Genomic DNA, 22,421 nt, shown 5'->3' on the forward strand with positions numbered 1-22,421 from the left:
ATGGCTCGTTTAGAAACAAAAAAGGAGAGCCGAAGCTCTCCTTTTTGATATAAGAAACGTGATTATTTGCTGTGACGTTCTTGTAATTTTGCTGCAATATCAGAAAGTTGTAGACCTTCATTTTGCAATAAAACTGTTAAGTGATATAGCAAATCAGCACTTTCACAAGTTAACTCATCCATGTCTTTAGCCATCGCAGCTAGTGCTACTTCAACACCTTCTTCACCGACTTTCTGTGCAATACGTTTTGTACCACGTGCGTATAAAGAGGCAGTGTAGCTGCTTTCTGGGTCAGCACCTTTACGGCTAGCAATCACTTGCTCAAGGTCTGCAATGAAGCTTAACGCAGGCTGTAATTCGCCTTTAAAACAAGTTTCAGTGCCAAGATGACAAGTTGGACCCACTGGCTCAACAATCGCTAATAACGTGTCGTTATCGCAATCAGAGCTAATTTCTAATACGTTTAAGAAATTACCAGACTCTTCGCCTTTACACCATAAACGCTGTTTTGTGCGGCTAAAGAAAGTCATTTTTCCAGATTCAAGTGTTGCTGCTAATGATGCTTCATTAACGTAACCTAGCATGAGTACTTTACCTGATGTGCGGTTTTGCACTACGACTGGCATTAGGTTATCAACTTTTGCCCAATCAAGTGATGCTAGTTGTTCTTCGTTCATTAAGCTCGCTTTTGTTAAACTCATAGTCTGATCTCTACCTGTTGTGTTTTAAGGTAAGATTTTAACTCACCAATATTAATTATTTGTTTGTGGAATACACTTGCCGCTAATGCGCCATCAACGTCTGCCGTATTAAATACCTCAGCAAAATGAACCATTTCACCCGCACCGCCTGAAGCGATTAATGGAACTGTTGCAATGGCACGTGCCGTGCTCAATTGCTCGATATCATAACCGCAACGAACGCCGTCTTGATTCATCACGTTTAATACGATTTCACCCGCACCACGTGATTGTACTTCTTTAATCCAATCAAAAGTATTCCACTTCGTGGTTACCGTTGCTTTTTCGTTACCCGTAAACTGTTTAACTTGATGCTGACCAGTGGCTTCATCAAAGTAAGAGTCGATGCCGATAACAATACATTGTGTGCCAAATTTAGCAGACAAACGATTGATTAAACTTGGATCTGCAAGCGCAGGGCTGTTGATAGATACTTTATCTGCGCCAAACTCTAGAATACGTCGCGCATCTTCTTCAGTTTTAATACCGCCTGCCACACAGAAAGGAATATCAATGACTTCAGCAACACGTGATACCCAGCTTTTATCAACAACACGATCATCAGAACTGGCTGTAATATCGTAAAATACTAATTCGTCAGCGCCTTCTTCAGCGTAACGTTTAGCAAGAGGCACAATATCACCGACGACTTCGTGGTTACGAAACTGAACCCCTTTTACGACCTGACCATCTTTAACATCAAGACAAGGAATTATGCGTTTTGCCAGCATTGAATCGCCTCCTTAACGTTGAATTTACCTTCTAACAATGCACGACCAACGATCATACCTTGTGCGCCAGAGCGGGCTACATCAGCAATATCTTCTAAAGAGCCGATACCGCCAGACGCTTGCCAAGCAACACTTGGGAAGGTAACAACCATCTCTTTATACAGATCAACGTTAGAGCCTGTTAAGGTGCCGTCTTTAGAAATGTCAGTACAGAGTACATGTTTTAAACCCACTTTTAAGTAGATTTCAAGCAGTGACTCAATCGTCTGACCACTGTCTTCTTGCCAGCCAGAAACGGCAACAATCTTGTTACCGTCGGCATCAATATTAATATCAAGTGCTAACACGATATGCTCAGGACCGTATTTTTCCATCCATCCAGCAACCATTGCAGGCTCTTTAACCGCTGTAGAGCCGATAACAACACGATGTGCACCAGCATCTAAAAGACCTTTAACGTCTTCTTCAGTACGTACACCACCGCCAATTTGAACTTTAGCGGGCGTATTTTTGATTAAGCTTTCAATAACCGATAATTGGCGTTTAGTAGTATCTTTTGCGCCATCTAGGTCAACCAAGTGCAACCAATCGGCGCCTTGTTCGTTGTAGATAGTGTATAAGCTTTGTGGATCATCGCTGTAAACTGTTTTTTGTGCGTAATCGCCTTGGTACAAACGCACTACTTTACCGTCGATTAAGTCTAATGCTGGGATAATCATTTTAAAGCTCCAAAAAGTTTTTAATTAGCTGCGTGCCTGTTTTTCCTGAACGCTCTGGGTGAAATTGCACCCCATAAAAATTGTCTTTATTAACGGCTGCCGTAAAGGGCGTGCCGTATTCACAACTTGCGATCGTATTGTCGTTTACTGGTAATGCATAGCTATGCACAAAGTAAAAGTAACTGCCAGCAGGAATATCTTTGAACAGTGGGTTGCCTACTTCTGGTGTTACTTGGTTCCAGCCCATGTGTGGAGAGCGTAGTGGAGCAACATCCATTTTTTTAACAAAACCGTCAACCAGACCGAGTGTTTTAATGATTTTTTGCTCACAAAAAGACTCTTCAGAGCCTTCAGCTAACATTTGCATTCCTAGACAGATACCTAATACAGGCTGTGTTAATTTTGATACTTGGTTTACTAAATCACGTTCAATTAAGTTTGCCATTGCTTCCTTCGCCGTGCCTACTCCGGGTAAGAAAAGTTTGTCAGCTTGTTGCAAAATAGCAGGGTCTTTACTTACTGTGACTTGATAACCAAGGCGTTCAATAGCAAAACGTACTGAAGACAAATTTGCGCATCCAGTGTCAATAATGACTATCATAAAACACCTTTACTTGAAGGCAGGTCTGTCCCGATAATGGTGACGCTTTGGCGTAAAGTACGACCGAATGTTTTAAACAAACCTTCAACCATGTGATGTGCATTACCGTTTTCAACTTCTAAATGCAGTGTTGCACGCATCGCTTGTGCTAAAGAGTAGAAGAAATGCTCAACCATCTCAGTCGACATTGTACCGACTAATTCACGTGGAAAATTTGCTTTGAATTTAAGGAAAGGGCGACCTGATAAATCAAGTGTACAGCTGGCTTTTGTTTCATCCATTGGAAGCACAAATCCAAAACGGCCAATACCACGTTTATCACCTAATGCGATGTTTAACGCTTCACCTAATGCAAGGGCTGTATCTTCAACGCTGTGGTGATCATCAATGTGTAAATCACCCTTAACATCAACATTCATGTGGAAACCGCCGTGTGTAGCGATTTGATCCAGCATATGGTCAAAGAACCCCATGCCTGTATTAATCACGTTTTCACCGGTGGTGTCTAAATCAACAAATACGTTAATGTCAGTTTCTTTTGTCGTACGTGTGACAGATGCTACACGGCCTCGCTTGGTCGTTAACTGTTTAACAATCTCTTTCCAGCCTAGTGTTTCTTTGTTGTAAAGAAGGCCGGTAATTGCCATGTTGTCAGCAAGACCAATATCCGTATGACGATCGCCAATCACGTAAGAGTTTTTATGGTCGATACGGCCAGACTGTAAGTATTCTTTAACCATACCTAAGTGTGGCTTACGACATGCACAGTTATCTTCAGTAAAATGCGGGCAAAGCAGTGTTGCTTCAAAATTAACACCTTGAGAAGCGAAGATTTCCATCATTTTATTCTGTGGAATATCAAAGTCACTTTGTGGGTAGCTTTCAGTCCCTAAACCATCTTGGTTAGACACAATTACAAGAATAAAACCCGCATCTTGTAACGCTAATAGGCTTGGAATGACGTAAGGTTCGAAAACTAGTTTCTCTAAGCTATCTACTTGCTTATCACTAATAGGCTCATCAATTAATGTACCGTCACGATCGATAAAAAGAAATTTTTGTTGGCTCATTTTTTGTTTCCTACAGTGAGTTTAATATTTTGAGTGTTACTTGCATCTCATCGATATTGCCGATAGTGATACGAATACAGTTTTCTAAGCGATCTTTACTCGCGAAATCGCGCATAATAACGCCATTCTCAGAGAATGCTTGCCACACTTTTTTAGCGTCAGTGAAGCGCACTAATACAAAATTACCGGTTGCTGGGAATAGCTCGGTGACACAATCTAGTTGTTGTAACGAATTAGCTAATACCATGCGATTATTATTCAAAATGGCAACACGTTCACGCATCACTTCTAAGCCTTGTATAGAGAGGGCTTGTGTTGCAATTTGTGCGACAGGATCAGGCACTGGGTAGGGCGCAATCACTTTACTCATCATTTCGATAACACTTGCTTGTGCAAGGGTAAAGCCACATCGGATAGAAGCTAATGCAAAGGCTTTAGACAGAGTACGTGTGATAACCAGGTTTTCATGGTTGTTGATAAGGTCTGCTTGGCTAAGCGTTGGGCAAAATTCGATATACGCTTCATCGGCAACAATCAGTGCTTTACCCTTTGCTGCGTGTAATAAATCGACCAATTTTGCTTTGTCGAGCATATTACCCGTTGGGTTATTAGGCGCGCATAAAAACACAATTTTAACTTGGCTATTAGGTGCATTGACAGCTTGCTCAACCGCAACATAATCAACATCAAAATGAGTATCTAAAGCCACTTGGTCAACTTGGACCCCACAGGTTTCTGCACTAATTGCATACATACCGTAAGTCGGTGGACAGATTAAAATACTGTCGCCACTTGTTGATGCAGACGCGGGCTCACAAAAAGTACGAATTAAAATTTCAATACTTTCATCGGCGCCACGACTGGTGAGCACTTGCTCAGGTGAAATAGATGCGCCATTAATTGAAGCGTAATCTGCGTAGGCTTGTATTAACGTTGGAGGCTGAAATTCTGGGTAACGATTTAGGTTACTCGAGTCTAGTTGGTATTCACTACAATCAGGTGCTTCATTGGCATTTAACCAAACATCACCTTTACCGCCAATACGACGCGCTGAAAGGTAAGGTGTTAATGCTTGCACGGTGCCACGGGCGAGGTGTTTTATATCACTCATCTATTAAATCTTCCCTAACTAACAAATTTTGAAATGATAACCGCTACATCGATTTAGTGTATCGGTTAGAAGCTGTCAGTTGTCAGCTAACAGCTAATTACTATTTTTTATTTAGTTTGTCCATGCGTATTGTCACTGCTCTTTTGTGCGCAGTTAACCCTTCTGCATCAGCAAGACAAATGACTGTTGGTGCTAAGCGACGTAAACCATCTGCTGTTAATTCTTGCACTGTGTAGCGTTTAACAAAATCTGCTAAACCTAGGCTTGAATAGGTTTTTGTATAACCGTAAGTCGGTAATACATGATTAGTCCCACTGGCATAATCACCGACCGACTCAGGTGTCCAAGCACCTAAGAAGATAGAACCTGCATTTCTCAGACTAGGTTGTAACGCACGAGGATCTTCTGTTTGCACAATAAGGTGCTCTGGTGCGTAACGGTTTGATATTTCAACGGCTTCAGTAATATCTTCACAAACAATGCTAACACTATGTGCAATTGCTTTTTCAGCAATCTCTTTACGCTCTAACACAGCAAGTTGCTTTTCAAGCTCAATGGCAGTTTGTGCTGCAATGGTCGCACAAGGTGTGACTAATATTGATTGTGAGTCATGGCCGTGCTCTGCTTGAGATAATAGGTCGGCAGCAATAAAGGCAGGATCTGCATCTTTATCGGCAATCACTAATACTTCAGAAGGGCCTGCTGGCATGTCGATAGCCGCGCCTGCAAAATCATTACTGACTTGGCGTTTTGCTTCGGTAACAAATGCGTTACCCGGGCCAAATATTTTATCAACAGCAGCAATTGTTTCTGTGCCGTAAGCTAGCGCAGCAATGGCTTGCGCGCCACCCACTGTGTAAATCTCATGCACACCACATAATGATGCAGCATATAAAATTTCATCTGCAATCGGTGGTGGTGTACATAATACAACACGTGTACAGCCTGCAATTTGCGCAGGTGCACCGGTCATGATCACGGTTGAAGGAAGTGGTGCACTGCCTCCTGGAATGTATAAACCAACGGATTCAATTGCTTGAGTATGCATTTCACAGACAACACCAGGCATTGTTTCAACACGAATAACATCTTGTATTTGAGCCTGATGAAATTTAACAACCTGTTCATAAGCTGTTTTAATCGCATTTTTAATATCAGAGCCTAAACGCGCTGTTGCTTGTTCGATATCCGTCACATTTTTGGTGAAATTATCACCTTCGAGTTTATCAAAACGTTTAGTCAATTCAATGACAGCACTGTCACCTTGACGGCGAACTGCGCTAATAATATCAGCAACGGTATTACCTAACGCTGCTGAATCTGCCATTGCAGGTCGTGCCAATAATTGTGTTTGCTGCGTATCTGATAAACCTGTCCAATTGACGGTTTTCATTCCACTTGGTTGTGTTTCGCTTACATTCAGACCAGAAGACATGGTGTTTACTCCATCATCTTTTCAATTGGTAAAACTAAAATCGAGCTTGCGCCTAATGTTTTTAGTTGTTCCATTGTTTCCCAGAAAAGGTTTTCTTTACTTACTACGTGCAGTGCAACGTGGTCGCTACTACCTGCTAATTCCATTACCGTTGGTAAATCTGAACCTGGTAATAAATCTGTAATGGCTTGTAGGTTTGCTTTTGGTGCGTTAAGCATGATGTATTTAGACTCTTTCGCCGTTTGTACACCATCGATACGTGTTAGTAGTTTATTAACTAGTACCTGTTTCTCATCAGAAAGTGCTTCTTCACGTTGCATCAATACAGCCGTTGAACGGTAGATAACTTCAACTTCTTTAAGACCGTTTGCTTCTAATGTTGCGCCAGTAGATACAAGGTCACAAATCGCATCAGCAAGGCCGGCACGTGGGGCAACTTCAACTGAACCAGTTAGCATACAAGATGTGTAAGGTACGTTTTCTTCTTCCATGAAACGTTTAAGGATATGGACATAAGTCGTTGCAATACGAAGACCTGAAAGTGATTGAACACCTTGGTAATCAAAATCATTGTCAACGGCAAGTGAGAAACGACAACCACCAAAGTTCAGCTCTTTTACTACTTTATGTGCAGTCGCTTCACCGGCAACAGCACGCATCATGCTTTCTTCTTCAAGTACGTTTTGACCGATAAAACCAAGGTCAACAACGCCATCCATAATCAGGCCTGGAATATCGTCATCGCGTACACGTAAAATATCAATCGGCATATTTTCACTGTGTGCAATTAAACGCTGAGTATTTAGATTAACTTTGATACCACATGCTTTTAGTAGTTTAACCGTTGAGTCACTTAAACGGCCTTTCTTCTGTATTGCGATTCTTAAACGTTGCTCTGACATAGTCATTTTCCTTGCTGTGTGCCCATTTTATTTAACGGGTAATTAATCTTACCGGGTTAAAACAACGGGGCTATAAACTAAAAAACCCTCGGGAGATTTACTTCCGAGGGTTTATATTTTTTGGTAACCGTTGGAAGCACATAAAACCTCTCCCAAGAACAAAATCCTGAAAGATTAGATAGTATGATGGTGATGCTGTGCTTTCAGAATAACTTTTTTCACGGTTACGTAAATCTCTTTAAATTAATTGAATGTAGATTACCAATCTAGGGCTGAAAAGTGAACTGTTTTTTCAGTATAAGTAAGATAAATATCGAATAAATATGCACTATCTTTGATTATTCAACCTTATGTTTACCCTTTTCGTTGCTCTTTTTCGTCTTCATTATCTAACAATAAATCTTCAAGTGTCGACAAGCTACTATTCGCTATCGGCATCACTTTATTATCAGGCATCAAAGGCGCAATACTGTCGATCGCTTTTTTAGTGTCTGTAAGGTTTGCTGCCGTTAATAATGGGTTGGCATCAATGGGATCATGGGCTAAACATTCAGGGTGAGGCGCAATGTTGTTTTTTGCCGCTTTCTCTTTAATACTCTCAGCCGTTGGCGCTACCGCCGTTGCACTGTCTTCACCGGCTAAAGCCGCAGCAAAAGAGCCTGCAATACCGGTACTTAATTCACCAAAGACACCTTCAAGACTGTCTTTAATTGAAGCTGGACCTGCTTTGGGTGTTTGGCCAAGCATACTGAGGCCTGCATCTAATGCTTGGTTTGCAGGTGCAGGTAGGACACTTGCTTTATTTTTCATTGCAAAACCTAAGGTTTTGCTAAAGGCTTCGCCTCCAGATGATTTTTCTTTCGCTGTACTATTGCTTGATGCTGAATCTGAGAATTTATTTTGAATGTTGTTAAGTGCGCTTAAAGTTGACATTACCATTCACCTTTATCAGTTGATTGTTGAGTTTCATATTTTTCTGCTAATCGCTGCAATGTGTATTCATCAACAGGCGTTAACATGTCTCTAATTTGGATGTTATTCATATCAGTTGGATCGATTGTTTTTAAAATGGCACGATTTGCTTGTACCGACACGACCGTCAGTAAAATATCATCGGGAATAAAAATCGTACCTTGAGGTTGATATTGGCTACGAATTAACTGAAATTTATCGCCTTTCTCAACATCATTATTGTGCCCGATATTCATGATCACTTGATCGTTGTATTGCGAAATAATCGTGGCCATTGTGGGTTTGCAATAAAGTGATTTCTGAATATCTTTGACCACTTTATTGATGTTTTCATCAATTATCTTGCCATAATCTGTTTGCCAAAACTCCGCACCTTTAACATCAAAGCGATGTGTCATTTTATAAGGCCACTCGCTGGTTGCTGCGTAATTTTTTTGAAATATGGTGGTATTGTTAATCGCATCAACCAAAAAAACATTCATCTGAAAGTGACGTTTATGAACCGTATTTTTAATTAATAAATAATTCGTTGTTTCATAAAAATCTGACATATCTTCAATCGTGCCAAATAACACATATTGAACGTTATACTTACTGGCTATCTGCGGGGCAATATCTAATATTTGTAATTCATTATTATAATGAGAATCACGGGTGAAGGCTATTTGTTGGGCCATTACGTAACGTGGGTCTATTTTCGATGACTGGCGTTTTAATTGATAATACAAACGTTGTGAAATGGCTTCATCACTTTCGTAAATACCGCCTAATTGGGCATGTTGTCGAGACTCTAAATGGAAGGGGCCAACAAAGATAGGTTTAGCGTATTTCTCTTGCGGGCAACTAGAAAAGGGGTATAAATCGGCTTCAATGGTGACATGTATAATTCCAGCGATCACTTTTTCGCTAAGTAAGCGCATATCATGAATTTCGCCATTACTACGTACAACGATTTCATCAACGGTTAGCAGGCCTGATTCTACAACCTGACGTGTTTCTACACTCGTTCCAGCTTGATGCACAACCGTAAGTAATGCATTAGAGATGGCTTTATCACGAGACTTATCCATGTTACCCGGGATCAGTTCTGCACTGCCACTTCCGGTAAACCAGGCTGCTTGCAGACTAAATGAGCAACTAAGTAATACACTGATGATTAAACTACATTGTTGTATATATCGCATTATTTAACCCTTAAATCGGCCATAAACTACCACTGAATAAGGACGATAACCAGCCACGTGTTTGCACATCGGCATGTTCACCTGTTGCACTAAACTCAATGCGACTATCGGCAACTTGATATGACTCAACTGAATTTTCTTCTGAAATATCTAATGGTCTAATAATACCGGTAAGGCGGATATATTCTTTACCGTTATTGATCACTAACCATTTTTCACCGCGGACGACTAAGTTGCCATTATTTAAAATATCAACCACAGAGACAGTAATTCTTCCTGAAAGGTTGTGGCGTTGGCTACTACCGGATTCACCATCAAAGTTTTGGTCTTGACTCATACCAAGTTCGACCACTTTACCATTTACTGTCATGCTGCCACCGGGCACTGTAATAGGATCCAGTGTGTAATCATTTTCATTCGAAAGATTCGATTTAGCTGATTTAGTGGCAACGGTTTCTTCTTTTAATAGCACATTAATCGTGTCGCCTAGTGCAAATGTTGGTGAATAACTGTATAAATCACTGGCAATATGAATATTAAATAAAGAACCCGTTATCTCGATTGGCGCGGGTTCTCTACGCGGTTCAATCGGTGCATAATAAGGGTCTCCTGGAATTGGAGAACTGCTATGGGTGCTTGCAGTTACTTGACGCTGTTCGTTGTCTTGTTTTTCTTGTACTTTTTCAGTGACGCCTTCGACACTTTCGACAATAGCTGAGCAGCCAGGAAGAAATGCGAGGTAAAATAGAACGATAAATTTGTTCATTACTAAGAGTCCATTAGAGATTCGTTTGAAATATATTGTAGGTTAAGCCGGACTTTAGCATTGCGAAGGTTAAGGTTGGGTTAATATTTTTAAAAATAGTCATGTAATTAGTGTTTTTCGCCTTCGGTTGTTTCATATCCTCTTGTTACTTTAATTTAAAAGATTAATAAATATGCTAAACCTGCTTTTAGTTGAAGATAATATTGACCTTGCTAGTGGGGTTATTGATTATTTTTCACTTGAAAATATACGCTGTGATTATGCAAATAATGGTGTCTCTGGATTAAATTTAATCACAGAAAATGCTTATCAAGTGATCATTCTGGATCTTGGTTTGCCACAAATGGACGGCTTAACACTGTGTCGGAATATTCGAGAACAAGGCATTGATACCCCCGTTATCATGCTGACTGCACGTGATGCGCTCGCCGATAAAATTAAAGGTTTTGATGCAGGGGCTGATGATTATTTAGTCAAACCCTTTGATATGGATGAACTTGTTGTACGTGTTCGTACATTATCACGACGTCGTAGTGGGCAAATGAAGTCACTGACGATTGGTAAATTGAAGCTTAATCTCTTAGATAAAACCGTCTATTGCGATGATCAATTATTAAAACTCTCCCCGACAGGGCTAAAAATATTAACCCTACTCATGTCGAATAGCCCTAATGCGGTCAGCCGTAATACATTAATAGAGCGTATCTGGGGAGATGCTAGCCCCGATAGTAATAGCTTAAAAGTACATATACATCATTTACGAAAACAGCTTGATTTAGTTCAACAAAGTGAGTTGTTACACACCATAAAAGGGCATGGTTTTGCGTTTAGGTTGGATCAACCGCATGAGTAACGATAAAACAATCAATAAAGACACGATAACGGCCAATAAAAGCCAGCCTAAAAAAAAACTAATCGACGTCTTTTTTCTTTATTAGGCATTTTATTACTCGGTGTTAGTTTGATTTTGTCTTTTGCCTATTTCGCCTATTTTTCGTTTATTGACGGTGTCAAAGTGAGTTTGCTATTAACCATGGGTGAACTGGCAAAAGTGGAAGGGGTGAGTAACGGTAATCCGGTGTCGGTATTAGTTTTCTCGATTGCTAGTGCCTGGCAAGATATACCTGTCGATATTCAAGCGAAGTGTGCACAAGCTAACCTGCAATTAAATGACGTATGTGTCGTTGTCACTCGCGATAGTATTTTTTCAGTGCCTAATGCTATCTTTATTGTTTCTTTATTCACTAATGAAGAAGGGCTACTCCGTTTTGTTTCACATTCCGCATTAATTAATGCTTCTGGCACCGCGCACACATCATTGATTTTTATACTGGCGATTATCGCTATTATTATTTTTACAGCGGTGGTGATGGCGATAGTACTTTACGAAAACCATTCTGTTAAGCGCCTACGAGACTGGGCTAAATCACTTACTGCAACGAGTTTACAGCTAGCGCCTCCTGACTTTAATTATATTGAATTAAATTCGCTGGCAAAGATTATCCACGGCAGTTTAAATTCAGTGCAAGTGACTCTCGAGAGAGAGCATCAGTTTTTACGTAATGCCAGCCATGAATTACGCACTCCCATTACTGTGATTAACAGTAATCTTGCGCTATTAGAAAAAATGAAACAAGCCAATAAATCCGAACAGCAACAACAAGTGGTGTTAGGCCGTATCACGCGTGCTAACTCAACTATGTTGCATATAACCGAAACATTATTATGGTTAAGTCGCGAAGATGAACGTTCGGTGAGTTATAGCTTATTGCGCCTAGATACTTTGGTTGAGTCTGCCGTTGATAGCTTGCGTTATTTGTTATTTGGTAAGCAAGTTTCGGTGCAGTTAGAGACGTTAAACAGTGAGCTGGAATTACCACTGGGAGGCTGTCATATTGTGGTGGCTAATCTGTTACGTAATGCTTTTCAACATACTGATAATGGTATAGTAACCATTAAGCAAGGCACTAATTTCATTAGTATTCGTAACGTTAACGCTGAAGCGAGCAGCTGTTCACAGGATCAACCTATTAGTTTTGGCTTAGGGTTAAAATTGATTAACAAACTAAGCAAACAATTTGGTTGGAAATACCACAGTGTGATTGAAGATCGTGGCTATTACGTCGAGGTGCATTTTTTAACCTCGAGCACGCAATAATTATGATTTTTTACTCTGTGATGGCTTGTTCAGTCTCATTTTCTTGAGCAAGTGCTAACTTTTCACGTTCTGCTTTAGAAACATATGTTGCCTTACTATTAGGGCCTTTTTTTGCATTCATTTTTTTTATACGTGAATTTAAAATCTTATTTAATTTTTTCTTGCGGTTCATAATTGGTTCCTAGCTTTTTAAAAAATGGCATTGTAAAGGTCTGGTTAGTAAATACAAGTTTTAGCATAACCAACAGATTATGTAATTGAATTGTTTTTTGTTAAAAATACAGTGAAATAACACAATAAAGCGATGATAAATTAGCCAGTGTTACATTATACTGTCCAATAATTTATATATACAATAAGACTACTCAGCTATTTAGCATGATGGCTGCATCGTGCACATTAAGGGACTCTACTATGATCACTACCAACTTGCCACTTACCGACATCCATCGCCACCTTGACGGTAACATTCGTATTCAGACCATTTTAGAACTCGGTCAAAAATTTGCATTAGATCTTCCGGCTTTTACGGTTGAATCCCTTCGTCCTTTTGTGCAAGTAGTAGAAACAGAAGCAAATTTAGTGGCTTTCTTATCAAAGCTTGATTGGGGAGTTGCTGTATTAGGTGATCTTGATGCCTGTCGTCGTGTGGCTTATGAAAATGTTGAAGATGCTAAAAATGCGCGTATTGATTATACAGAACTGCGTTTTTCACCTTATTACATGGCGATGAAACATAACTTACCGATTGCGGGTGTTGTTGAAGCAGTGGTTGACGGCGTACAAGCGGGTTGCCGTGATTTTAATGTTAAAGCTAATTTGATTGGTATTTTAAGTCGTACTTTTGGCGAAGAAGCCTGTTCACAAGAGTTGCAGGGATTACTTTCACAAAAAGATAATCTCGTTGCGGTTGATTTAGCGGGTGATGAGCTGGGTAAGCCGGGCGATCTTTTTGTAGGACATTTCAAAAAAGTGCGTGATGCAGGGCTACAAGTCACTGTGCATGCGGGTGAAGCTGCCGGTGCTGCGAGTATGTGGCAAGCCATTAATGAATTAGGCGCTGTGCGTATTGGTCACGGGGTTAAAGCGATTGAAGATCCTAAACTGATGGATTATTTAGCGCTTCATCAAATTGGTATTGAGTCATGCATTACCTCAAACCTACAAACAAGCACCATTGCTGATATTAAAAATCATCCCATTAAAACTTTCCTAGAGCATGGTATTAGCGCGTCACTTAATACGGATGATCCCGCTGTTGAAGGCATTGAATTGCCTTTTGAATATGAAGTGGCGGCTCCCAATGCAGGTCTAAGCCTAATGCAGATTCGTCAAGCTCAAATCAACGGTTTAGAGCAAGCCTTTCTTTCTGATAAAGAAAAGCAAATATTACGCGAAATGGCTTTATTACGTGGTTAACAAATAATAATCAATTATTTGTCGTTTTTCATTTAAGCATTGATCACTTCTGCCGATAACCTTTATAGAGAGTTATATTATTTCTTATTTGAGGTTATCGACGGGAGAGGTTCAATGAGTCAGCATTTAATTACACAATTTATTAACCGCACTTATATTTTTAAGCCCTTTAGCGATTCAAAAATTGCCAATCAAAAACTTAAAAAATACCAACCTTCAAATAGAAAAAATAATAGCTCCCCGGAAGATGTTGCTGAAAGCACGCATAATCTCAAAAAAATACATATCAAAGAAAAAACGGTTCACGACGCGGAATCACAATCTGTCATTGATATTACGGTTTAAGCTTTCGTAAATGACGGTTACTTTTTTGCTCAGGAACTTCACTTGGCACCACTCTTTTTTCTGCCTGTAAATGTTTAATGGCAAGAATAGGGTGGTAAATTAACATCCTTGGGCCTGCGTAGCGCATAATTGTTTTGGCTTGCGCGCGCTGCTCTGCTTTATAACAATGAATAGGGCATTGGTTACAGGTCGGTTTAGTTTGACCGTAGGGGCATCTGTCTAGTTTCTCATTTGCGTAAATCAGAAAGTCTCTGCATTCAGTACATTCTCCCTGTTGCGTATGAAAGCGCTGACAATAAAGTCTCACCATCGCGTTAATGGTTTTAAATTCAAGCCCAAGTAAACCTGGTAAATCTAGCATCAATTTTAACCCTATTAAATTACCCTTATGGCTGTAGAATACAGTCAATTAATCAGCCATCAAGAGTTGTCACTTTGATCTCATCATTTTTTTCACCATCGGGTGCGTTAAGTCAAATTTTACCCCATTTTATTGCGCGTGATGCGCAGGTCGAGATGGCGGAAGCTGTCGCATCGGTGATTAAAAGCAAACAGCCTTTAGTCGTAGAGGCTGAAACAGGCACGGGTAAAACCTTTGCTTATTTAGCGCCTGCTCTGTTGAGCTTTGATAAAAGTAATGCGTCAAAAATCATCATTTCTACCGGTAGTAAAGCGTTGCAAGAACAGCTTTATATCAAAGATCTTCCGTTATTGGTTAAAGCGACTAATTTCACGGGCACAGTGACCTTGTTAAAAGGGCGCAGTAATTACCTGTGTAATGAACGCCTAAGTCGCTTTATGTTAGAAAGTAAACATAAAGAAAAATCGTTACAAATAGAACTGGTTAAAATAAAAAACTGGTCGCTTTCAACGAAAACAGGGGACATTGCTGAAATAGATGATTTAGCAGAAGATGCCTTTATTATCCCTGCGATTACCAGTAACAACGACAACTGCCTCGGCAGAGAATGCCCAAGCTTTGATGATTGCTTTATTGTTAAAGCGCGTAAAAAAGCGATGGATGCGGATCTCGTGGTGATTAATCATCACCTTTTCTTTGCGGATTTAGCGGTAAAAGAAACGGGTTTTGGAGAATTAATCCCCGATGCAAGCAGTTACATTTTTGATGAAGCACATCAACTCCCTGATATTGCGAGTCTCTATTTTGGAGAGTCACTTTCAAGCCGTCAATTAGTCGAATTAGCCAAAGAAATTGATTTTGTTTATCGCACCGAATTACGTGAAGCAAAACAAATATCTAAAGCTGCAGAACAACTGCGCGTGGCCACGCTTGATTTTCGTTTAGCCTTTGCCATTGATAAAGGCACAGGTAGTTGGCGTGACAAATCAAAAGAACGTGTTATGCAATTGCATGCACAACGTTTATTGCAAGTGATGAATTTTTTAAATGAAGTGTTACTTGAGCGCCTTGGAAAAAGTGAAGTATTGGATCACTGTTATGAGCGATTAAATCAATTCACCTTACTGTTTAAAAAATTAAATGACGTCAATGAGAGTGGTTTTAGTTATTGGTTTGATTGTACAAGACAACATTTCTCTTTAAATATTACGCCGCTAAGTGTTGCAGATCGTTTTCAATTAGAATGTCAGAAAAAAGAAGCCGCTTGGGTATTTACCTCGGCAACGCTCTCCGTGAAAGGAAAATTTAATCACTTCACTGAGTTGTTAGGTTTGCAGAATAGTAAATGCTTACAGCTTAATAGTCCTTTTGATTATGCTAATCAAACCTTGTTTGTTGTACCGCGACTATTACCAGAGCCGGGCACACCAGGACTGGCAACAAAATTAGTTGAACAGTTAGCCCCTGTTATCCGAGCAAGCAAAGGACGTTGTTTCTTTTTATGCACCAGTCATTCGATGATGAATCAACTAGCGACAGGTTTTAGACAAACACTGACCATGCCGGTTTTACTGCAAGGTGAAAAGAGTAAACAAGCCTTGCTTGATGAATTTGTGGACCACGGTAATGCGCTTTTAGTGGCAACAGGCAGTTTTTGGGAGGGCGTGGATGTTCGTGGGCAAGTGTTGTCATGCGTGATCATTGATAAAATACCCTTTAGCTCGCCCGAAGAGCCCCTTTTAAAAGCACGTATTGAAGACGCGCAGTTAAAGGGCAAAGACCCTTTCTTTGATGTGCAATTACCACAAGCGGTGATCACCTTCAAACAAGGTATCGGGCGTTTAATTCGTGCAGAGCAAGATAAGGGGGTATTGATTGTCTGTGATAATCGTTTGGTAACACGTAAATATGGTAATCTTTTCTTGAATAGTTTACCGTGCATGCCGCGTACTCGTTCACTAGATAACGCAATTGCTTTCTTAAAAAATATAGATTAACAGCAGTATGCCTTTCACATACAGAAACAAGCTTTTATAATGGCGTTATTCTGGGCAATGATAATAAAACAGGGTTAAAAATGTCTCAAAAATTAAATATATTATGTGTTGATACTTCTACGGAAGCTTGTTCAGTGGCGATATTAAAACAGGATGGTAGTGAGAAAGTCATCTTCGATAGTTTTATGTTTGCCCCTCGTGAGCACACAACAAAAATCCTACCGACGGTAGAGTCTGTTTTAGCTGAAGCTAATTTATCTGTGAATGATTTAGATATTGTTGCCTATGGGCGTGGCCCTGGTAGTTTCACGGGTGTGAGAATTGGCATTAGTATTGCACAAGGTTTAGCATTCGGTATTGAAAAACCAATGGTTGGGGTGTCAACATTACAAGCGATGGCACAGCAAGCGTATAAAACAAACGATGTATCAAATGTTTATGCTGCCATTGATGCGCGCATGGGCGAAGTCTATTTTGGCCATTATCAGTTGATTGGTGATTTGATGACACTGGTTGCTGAAGAAGTGGTGATTAAACCCGAGGATCTTTTGGCTCTTGAGTTAACAGTTGTTGAAAATTCTGGATTAGTTGGCAGTGGCTGGCAGGCATATCCTGTACTTTTAGACTATTTTAATATGGGTAAGTTATTAGATATCGAATTCCCATCGTCTAAATACATGCTCGATCAAGTCTGTCATGATGTCCAAAAAGGGTTGGCCGTTGAGCCTGAGTTAGCCGTTCCTGTTTATTTACGTGATAAAGTAACCTGGAAAAAACTACCAGGTCGTGAATAACCGATGGTTATATAAGAATTGAATTGAATTGAATTAAATTAACATTGAGAACTGAGTAAGGTATTAGATGGCAATCGTAAATAACACAACATTTATGACTTCACCCGTTAATGTGAGCAAAGGCGCTAGCACAAAAAGTGCGCCTTCTGCGAGCGTTAGTGAAGTAACACCTGTTGTAAAAAAAGCGAAGTCTGAACAGTTCTCAATGGTGCTCTCTGAAAAACAAAAAGATACACTGCACCAAAGTCTGGGTTATGATCAACCGAGCCCGAAACAGCAGGGTGCTGTGAATGCATATACACAAATTGCAGCACAGGAAAAACGTGAATCAATTATGGAGAGCATGAGTTTTCATTTTGTGGTTTAATGGCATTATTTTATTTTTTAGGTCTGCCAAATGTTTCGACTCGCTTTTCTGCTGTTATTATCCCTTTCTAGTTTCTCGCTATTCAGTGCGCCCTATACGGTTAATCTAACAACAGAACAAGCTAAGCAGTTAGGTTACTTAATCTGGAAAAATGAAGGGCAACAAAAAATTGAACACCTCACCACGTGGAATAGAGGGGAAGACTTTCCTTCATTAGGACTTGGACATTTCATTTGGTATCCCACTGCTGAAAAAGGCCCGTTCAAAGAGCAATTCCCGCAATTAGTGCAATTTATGCTAGAGAATAACGTTGAACTACCTCACTGGTTGACTGAATTAAAAGTAGCACCTTGGCAATCTCGAGAAGAGTTTTATAACGCATTTAATGAGCCACAACTCACTGAATTACGTCTAATACTTAGCCAGCAATTAGCATTACAAGTCCGTTTTATTGTTCTACGTTTAGAAAAATCCATTCCACTTATTCTTGAAAAAAGCACCGCTACTGAGCAAAAAACAATCAGCAAAAACCTTGAGCGTCTTAAAACACCAGAAGCAGTATTCACATTACTTGATTATGTGAATTTTAAAGGCGAAGGCGTGAATGAAAAAGAGCGTTATCAAGGTAAAGGCTGGGGGTTAAAACAAGTGTTACTTGCGATGCCTAAAAATTACGATAATCCATTACGCAGTTTTGGCTTAGCGGCTGATGAAATGCTCACGCGTCGTGTAAAAAATGCGCCTAGAGATGAGTTTCGTTGGTTAAAAGGCTGGCGATTACGTGTGCATGCTTATCAAAACCTGACTATAAAATAATTAACTATAAAATAATTAACTATCCTTATTGTGGTCATTCATGACAATGCATGATCACTCAGTACGTCCTGTTCTTCACTACGTTGTGGCCAGCTAAAGCGGTTCAAAATAATTCCTGATGATTTTGTAAAAAGAGAACAACGACTTCCTGTAACTCATGCCTTGATAGCACTGCTTTTTCCTGCGTAATACAAGATCACATATTTAATGCACTTGGTATAACATGGGGATAGCGGTACAATAGCGCCAATTATTATACCCAAACTACCTGAAGATGAAGATGCAGATTCAGAGGATCGCTCGGATGTCAGATTAAGGCGCGACATGAAGATAAGGGTTATTCCCTTTTCGAATGTTGTAACGCAGAGCTGGCTTTCGAGCGAACCTCCCGTAGGGCCAGGTGAGAGGTAACCCTCTTCAGTGTTATGAAGCATTGATTTAGAATGACTAAACCTTCAACTTCATGCCTTGAATATGGCTACCTCTCAACTGGCTGATTCCTGCATCTTCAAGTAGCTTGGGTATATATCCCACTTATTTTAAAGGCCTTTATTATGTTATACCGCATTATGCGTAGTTTTTTATTCCTACTAAACCCTGAAAAAGCCCATGATTTATCGTTAAAACAGTTAAAAATGACACACGGTACTGTGTTGGACATGTTTTATCGTCAAAAAGTGCAACAGCGTCCAGTAGAAGTAATGGGCCTTACTTTTCCTAACTCATTAGGTCTTGCTGCCGGTTTAGATAAAAATGGCGAATGTATTGATGCATTTGGCGCGATGGGATTTGGTCACATTGAAATTGGTACTGTGACACCTGTAGGGCAACCTGGTAATGACTCTCCACGTATTTTCCGTGTATTAGAGTCTGAAGGTATTATTAACCGTATGGGTTTTAACAATCATGGTGTTGATAACCTTATTAACAATGTTAAAGAAAGTAATTTCAAAGGTATCATCGGTATTAATATCGGTAAAAACTTTTCAACACCGGTTGAAGAGGGGAAAAATGATTACCTTTTATGTATGGACAAAGTGTATGCACATGCTGATTACATCGCAGTGAATATCTCGTCGCCAAACACGCCAGGATTACGCTCTTTACAATACGGTGACGCATTAAATGATTTATTATCATCATTAAAAACACGTCAAGCAGAGCTACATAAAAAACATGATAAATATGTACCAATCGCACTTAAAGTTGCACCTGATTTAAGTGATGAAGAGATTGAGTCAATTGCTAACTCAGTGCTTGAACATAAATTTGATGGCTTGATTGCAACTAATACAACGCTTGATCGCAGTATGATTAAAGGGATGTCACATGCATCAGAAGCGGGTGGTTTAAGTGGACGCCCAGTACAAAGTAAAAGTACATTAGTGATTAAAAAGTTTGCTTCACACCTTAAAGGTGAAGTGCCTATTATTGGCGTTGGCGGTATTGATAGTGTGATTGCAGCCAAAGAAAAAATCGAAGCGGGTGCAAGTTTAGTACAAATATACAGCGGTTTTATTTACCAAGGACCGCCATTGGTTAAGCAAATAGTAAACAATATTTGATTAAATACTAATCAAGCGTTAAGATTTTAAGATCATTTAATAACATCGGGTGAAACATGGATTTTATACCAAAGTCCAATTGGCAGTGGGTTTTTGATACACAGAGAGACCTTCTAACATTACAAATGGGTGATTATCTTGTTGATATCACCTATAAAAATAATATGCTGGTTTTACCCGATACAATGCCTATGCCTTTCACTGTGGATGATGTTGCACGTTACACAGAGCTTTTTGAGAGTGCTGCATTTGAAGATTACCAAGATGAGTTTGCTTGTAATATCATTTTACATATCCTCGCCATTGAGTTATTTCATAAACCTATCATGCCTAAAAGTTGGTTATTCTCCGATAGTGAGTCGATAAATACGGCAAATATCGAACCTATGGTGCACATCAGTTTAACCGCTAAAGATAAACATGAATCAGCGCATTACCTGGTGCTAGAAGATGAAAAAGACTTCGCCCTGTGCATGCTTATTGACAAAATTCATCAATTAACCAAGCGAAAATCATTGCCACAATTTCAAATTATTAAAGTGACCTTGGATAAGTTAAGTTTGGTAGAAATAGCCGGTGAGAACAGCAGGCAATCATTTCAGATTGCTTAAGATCCCATTTGAAACTATTAACATTGTTGTAACACACTTCCCTCAAGTGAATTAAAACTCACCTTTCCTGTTCTTTATTGAATTTAAATTCACTTTAGTGAGTTTTTAGTCACCCTGTGATTTTTTGTTTGTCATTTGTTGGTAAATATTCCGTTTTCAGAAGCTTGAAATACACTGTCGAATTCTCTATAAAGAAGCATATTTATTACATTTAAGGGATTAAAATGAAAACTGAAACCCATGTTTCGAATCGATGGTCAAACAAATACGCCTATATTCTTGCGGCAACAGGCGCCGCGGTTGGCCTAGGTAATTTATGGAAGTTCCCTTATATAATGGGTGAAAACGGGGGTGGTGCTTTTGTTTTAGTTTATCTACTTTGTATTTTGTTCATTGGTATTCCTGTGATGATGGCGGAAGTTGCCATTGGTAAGCGCGGACGTTCTACACCTGCAAATGCCGCTTCTATGGTGGCAACTGAATCCGGAAAATCATCTCATTGGTCAGTGATTGGCTCAATGGGTGTGTTAGCGGGTTCTCTTATTTTAAGCTTCTACGTTGTTATTGCGGGCTGGGCTGTCGCTTACGTCTATTATGCGGGTACGGGTGAGTTCAGCGCGGCAGCTGCTGATCCAGCAACACATGCAAGCGCAATTGGTAGTTTGTTTGGTGAGCTAGTCACTAGTGTGCCTAAATTACTTATTTACACGACGTTAATTGTTGTTCCTGTTATTTACGTTTTATCTAAAGGTGTAAAAGACGGCCTTGAAACAGCGGTAACGTATTTGATGCCTGCAATGTTCGTATTACTTGTTGGTATTATGATTTACTCGTCAATTGTGGGTGACTTTGCGGCTGCATTCGCATTCATGTTCCATGTCGATTTTTCTAAATTAACCATTGATGGTGTATTAACTGCGTTAGGTCATGCCTTCTTCACGTTAAGTTTAGCGTCAGGTATCATGATGGTTTACGGTGCTTACCTACCTAAAGGTGTATCAATCGCTAAAACTTCTATCATGATTGCGGTTGCGGATACGGTGGTTGCACTTATCGCAGGTCTTGCTATCTACCCAATCGTATTTGCACATGGTCTAGAGCCAAGCGCAGGTCCTGGTTTATTATTCCAAGCATTACCAATCGCTTTTGGTTCAATGCCAATGGGTGATGTTGTTGGTACATTATTCTTCGTCATGGTTGTATTTGCTGCCTTTACATCGGCTATTGCATTACTTGAGTCTGCTGCTGCCTATTTAGTAGAGCGTAAAGGGTTAACACGTGGTACAGCTGCTATTGTAGCCGGTGTTGCTATTTGGTTATTAAGCTTACTTACTATCTTCTCTCTATCGGGTGAAGAGTGGACGTTACTGCCATTTATGGGCGAAGGTAAAACGATTTTTGATGGTCTTGATTACTTAACGGCTAATATCATGTTACCGCTAGGGGGGTTATTAATCTCTGTGTTTGTAGGCTGGTTTATGAAAGACGAGTTTGTAAAAGAAGAGTTCGATTTATCAGAAGGTCAGTTTAAAGTGATTATGGTGTTATTACGTTATGTAGCACCGATTGCGATTATCTTCGTATTCATTAATGCGATTGGTTTGTTCTAAGTAACGAATTATAGCATTCAATGATTATTCAAAACCGTTAAGTATTCGCTTAACGGTTTTTTTATGTCTATATTTTGAAAGCAATGGCAACAGCAAGGTTAAATAATCATCTCATTTTTAGGGTTTCTTCGTGCCCTCTGTGTAACG

General features: G+C 39.8%; 24 protein-coding genes and 1 other annotated feature. Of the genes, 11 read left to right on the forward strand and 13 right to left on the reverse strand.

Going from position 1 to position 22,421, the window contains the following annotated elements:
- Positions 1-62: 62 nt before the first annotated feature.
- The 11 genes from hisIE to CXF74_RS05570 form a co-directional block, all read right to left on the reverse strand.
- Positions 63-701 (reverse strand): bifunctional phosphoribosyl-AMP cyclohydrolase/phosphoribosyl-ATP diphosphatase HisIE, encoded by a 639-nt coding sequence (gene hisIE / locus CXF74_RS05520; RefSeq protein ID WP_101081410.1) that lies wholly within the window; start codon positions 699-701, stop codon positions 63-65.
- Positions 698-1,471, reverse strand: coding sequence for an imidazole glycerol phosphate synthase subunit HisF (gene hisF / locus CXF74_RS05525; RefSeq protein WP_101081411.1), 774 nt, complete (start codon positions 1,469-1,471; stop codon positions 698-700). The genes hisIE and hisF overlap by 4 nt, the downstream gene beginning before the upstream one ends.
- The gene (gene hisA / locus CXF74_RS05530) at positions 1,453-2,190 is read right to left on the reverse strand and encodes a 1-(5-phosphoribosyl)-5-[(5-phosphoribosylamino)methylideneamino]imidazole-4-carboxamide isomerase (protein WP_101081412.1); all 738 of its coding nucleotides are present in this window, start codon (positions 2,188-2,190) and stop codon (positions 1,453-1,455) included. Before hisA ends, hisF begins: the two co-directional genes overlap by 19 nt.
- A 1-nt stretch (position 2,191) precedes the next feature.
- The gene (gene hisH, locus CXF74_RS05535) at positions 2,192-2,791 is read right to left on the reverse strand and encodes an imidazole glycerol phosphate synthase subunit HisH (protein ID WP_101081413.1); all 600 of its coding nucleotides are present in this window, start codon (positions 2,789-2,791) and stop codon (positions 2,192-2,194) included.
- On the reverse strand, positions 2,788-3,861 hold the full coding sequence (gene hisB, locus CXF74_RS05540) for a bifunctional histidinol-phosphatase/imidazoleglycerol-phosphate dehydratase HisB (protein WP_101081414.1): 1,074 nt from the start codon (positions 3,859-3,861) through the stop codon (positions 2,788-2,790). The genes hisH and hisB overlap by 4 nt, the downstream gene beginning before the upstream one ends.
- 10 nt (positions 3,862-3,871) lie before the next feature.
- Positions 3,872-4,972 carry a histidinol-phosphate transaminase gene (gene hisC / locus CXF74_RS05545; RefSeq protein WP_101081415.1) on the reverse strand — a complete coding sequence of 367 codons (1,101 nt, stop codon included), beginning with the start codon at positions 4,970-4,972 and terminating at the stop codon, positions 3,872-3,874.
- A 100-nt stretch (positions 4,973-5,072) separates the two neighbouring features.
- Positions 5,073-6,365, reverse strand: a complete 1,293-nt coding sequence (hisD, locus tag CXF74_RS05550) for a histidinol dehydrogenase (protein WP_101081456.1) — start codon at positions 6,363-6,365, stop codon at positions 5,073-5,075.
- A gap of 47 nt (positions 6,366-6,412) precedes the next feature.
- Positions 6,413-7,309 carry an ATP phosphoribosyltransferase gene (gene hisG / locus CXF74_RS05555; RefSeq protein ID WP_101081416.1) on the reverse strand — a complete coding sequence of 299 codons (897 nt, stop codon included), beginning with the start codon at positions 7,307-7,309 and terminating at the stop codon, positions 6,413-6,415.
- A gap of 76 nt (positions 7,310-7,385) precedes the next feature.
- Positions 7,386-7,508 (reverse strand) — a sequence feature (His leader region).
- Between the two features lie 155 nt (positions 7,509-7,663).
- Positions 7,664-8,242, reverse strand: coding sequence for a hypothetical protein (locus CXF74_RS05560; RefSeq protein ID WP_101081417.1), 579 nt, complete (start codon positions 8,240-8,242; stop codon positions 7,664-7,666).
- On the reverse strand, positions 8,242-9,465 hold the full coding sequence (locus tag CXF74_RS05565) for a flagellar assembly protein T N-terminal domain-containing protein (protein ID WP_101081418.1): 1,224 nt from the start codon (positions 9,463-9,465) through the stop codon (positions 8,242-8,244). Before CXF74_RS05565 ends, CXF74_RS05560 begins: the two co-directional genes overlap by 1 nt.
- 10 nt (positions 9,466-9,475) lie before the next feature.
- A complete protein-coding gene (locus CXF74_RS05570; protein WP_101081419.1) occupies positions 9,476-10,231 on the reverse strand; it encodes a flagellar basal body L-ring protein FlgH in 756 nt (251 codons plus the stop codon).
- A 172-nt stretch (positions 10,232-10,403) separates the two neighbouring features.
- Here CXF74_RS05570 and CXF74_RS05575 point away from each other — a divergent pair, with 172 nt between their 5' ends.
- Positions 10,404-11,084, forward strand: a complete 681-nt coding sequence (locus tag CXF74_RS05575; RefSeq protein WP_101081420.1) for a response regulator transcription factor — start codon at positions 10,404-10,406, stop codon at positions 11,082-11,084.
- 162 nt (positions 11,085-11,246) lie between these two features.
- Complete coding sequence (locus tag CXF74_RS05580; RefSeq protein ID WP_101081421.1) at positions 11,247-12,389, forward strand: ATP-binding protein; 1,143 nt, start codon at positions 11,247-11,249, stop codon at positions 12,387-12,389.
- A 10-nt stretch (positions 12,390-12,399) separates the two neighbouring features.
- Here CXF74_RS05580 and CXF74_RS05585 read toward each other — a convergent pair whose 3' ends face one another.
- On the reverse strand, positions 12,400-12,561 hold the full coding sequence (locus CXF74_RS05585; protein ID WP_101081422.1) for a DUF2986 domain-containing protein: 162 nt from the start codon (positions 12,559-12,561) through the stop codon (positions 12,400-12,402).
- 242 nt (positions 12,562-12,803) lie between these two features.
- On the opposite strand from CXF74_RS05585, the gene add reads away from it, so the two are divergent.
- Positions 12,804-13,808 (forward strand): adenosine deaminase, encoded by a 1,005-nt coding sequence (gene add / locus CXF74_RS05590; protein WP_101081423.1) that lies wholly within the window; start codon positions 12,804-12,806, stop codon positions 13,806-13,808.
- Between the two features lie 114 nt (positions 13,809-13,922).
- On the forward strand, positions 13,923-14,153 hold the full coding sequence (locus CXF74_RS05595; RefSeq protein WP_101081424.1) for a hypothetical protein: 231 nt from the start codon (positions 13,923-13,925) through the stop codon (positions 14,151-14,153).
- Here CXF74_RS05595 and CXF74_RS05600 read toward each other — a convergent pair.
- The gene (locus tag CXF74_RS05600; protein ID WP_101081425.1) at positions 14,143-14,514 is read right to left on the reverse strand and encodes a nitrous oxide-stimulated promoter family protein; all 372 of its coding nucleotides are present in this window, start codon (positions 14,512-14,514) and stop codon (positions 14,143-14,145) included. The two genes, CXF74_RS05595 and CXF74_RS05600, sit on opposite strands and share 11 nt — an antisense overlap.
- A 74-nt stretch (positions 14,515-14,588) precedes the next feature.
- Between CXF74_RS05600 and CXF74_RS05605 the strand changes: the two genes are divergently transcribed.
- The 7 genes from CXF74_RS05605 (at position 14,589) to CXF74_RS05635 (ending at position 22,274) form a co-directional block, all read left to right on the forward strand.
- Entirely contained in the window at positions 14,589-16,511 is a 1,923-nt protein-coding gene (locus CXF74_RS05605; protein ID WP_101081426.1) for an ATP-dependent DNA helicase, read from the forward strand.
- Positions 16,512-16,591: 80 nt separating this feature from the next.
- Entirely contained in the window at positions 16,592-17,305 is a 714-nt protein-coding gene (tsaB, locus tag CXF74_RS05610; RefSeq protein WP_101081427.1) for a tRNA (adenosine(37)-N6)-threonylcarbamoyltransferase complex dimerization subunit type 1 TsaB, read from the forward strand.
- A 67-nt stretch (positions 17,306-17,372) separates the two neighbouring features.
- The gene (locus tag CXF74_RS05615; protein ID WP_101081428.1) at positions 17,373-17,672 is read left to right on the forward strand and encodes a hypothetical protein; all 300 of its coding nucleotides are present in this window, start codon (positions 17,373-17,375) and stop codon (positions 17,670-17,672) included.
- Positions 17,673-17,702: 30 nt separating this feature from the next.
- Positions 17,703-18,488, forward strand: a complete 786-nt coding sequence (locus tag CXF74_RS05620; RefSeq protein WP_101081429.1) for a hypothetical protein — start codon at positions 17,703-17,705, stop codon at positions 18,486-18,488.
- A gap of 554 nt (positions 18,489-19,042) precedes the next feature.
- Positions 19,043-20,053, forward strand: a complete 1,011-nt coding sequence (gene pyrD, locus CXF74_RS05625; protein WP_101081430.1) for a quinone-dependent dihydroorotate dehydrogenase — start codon at positions 19,043-19,045, stop codon at positions 20,051-20,053.
- A gap of 56 nt (positions 20,054-20,109) precedes the next feature.
- A complete protein-coding gene (locus tag CXF74_RS05630) occupies positions 20,110-20,664 on the forward strand; it encodes a cell division protein ZapC domain-containing protein (RefSeq protein ID WP_101081431.1) in 555 nt (184 codons plus the stop codon).
- A 224-nt stretch (positions 20,665-20,888) separates the two neighbouring features.
- Positions 20,889-22,274 carry a sodium-dependent transporter gene (locus tag CXF74_RS05635; protein WP_101081432.1) on the forward strand — a complete coding sequence of 462 codons (1,386 nt, stop codon included), beginning with the start codon at positions 20,889-20,891 and terminating at the stop codon, positions 22,272-22,274.
- The last annotated feature ends 147 nt before the right edge of the window (positions 22,275-22,421 follow it).

Origin of the sequence: Psychromonas sp. Urea-02u-13 (assembly GCF_002835995.1) — a bacterium.
Lineage (GTDB): Bacteria > Pseudomonadota > Gammaproteobacteria > Enterobacterales > Psychromonadaceae > Psychromonas.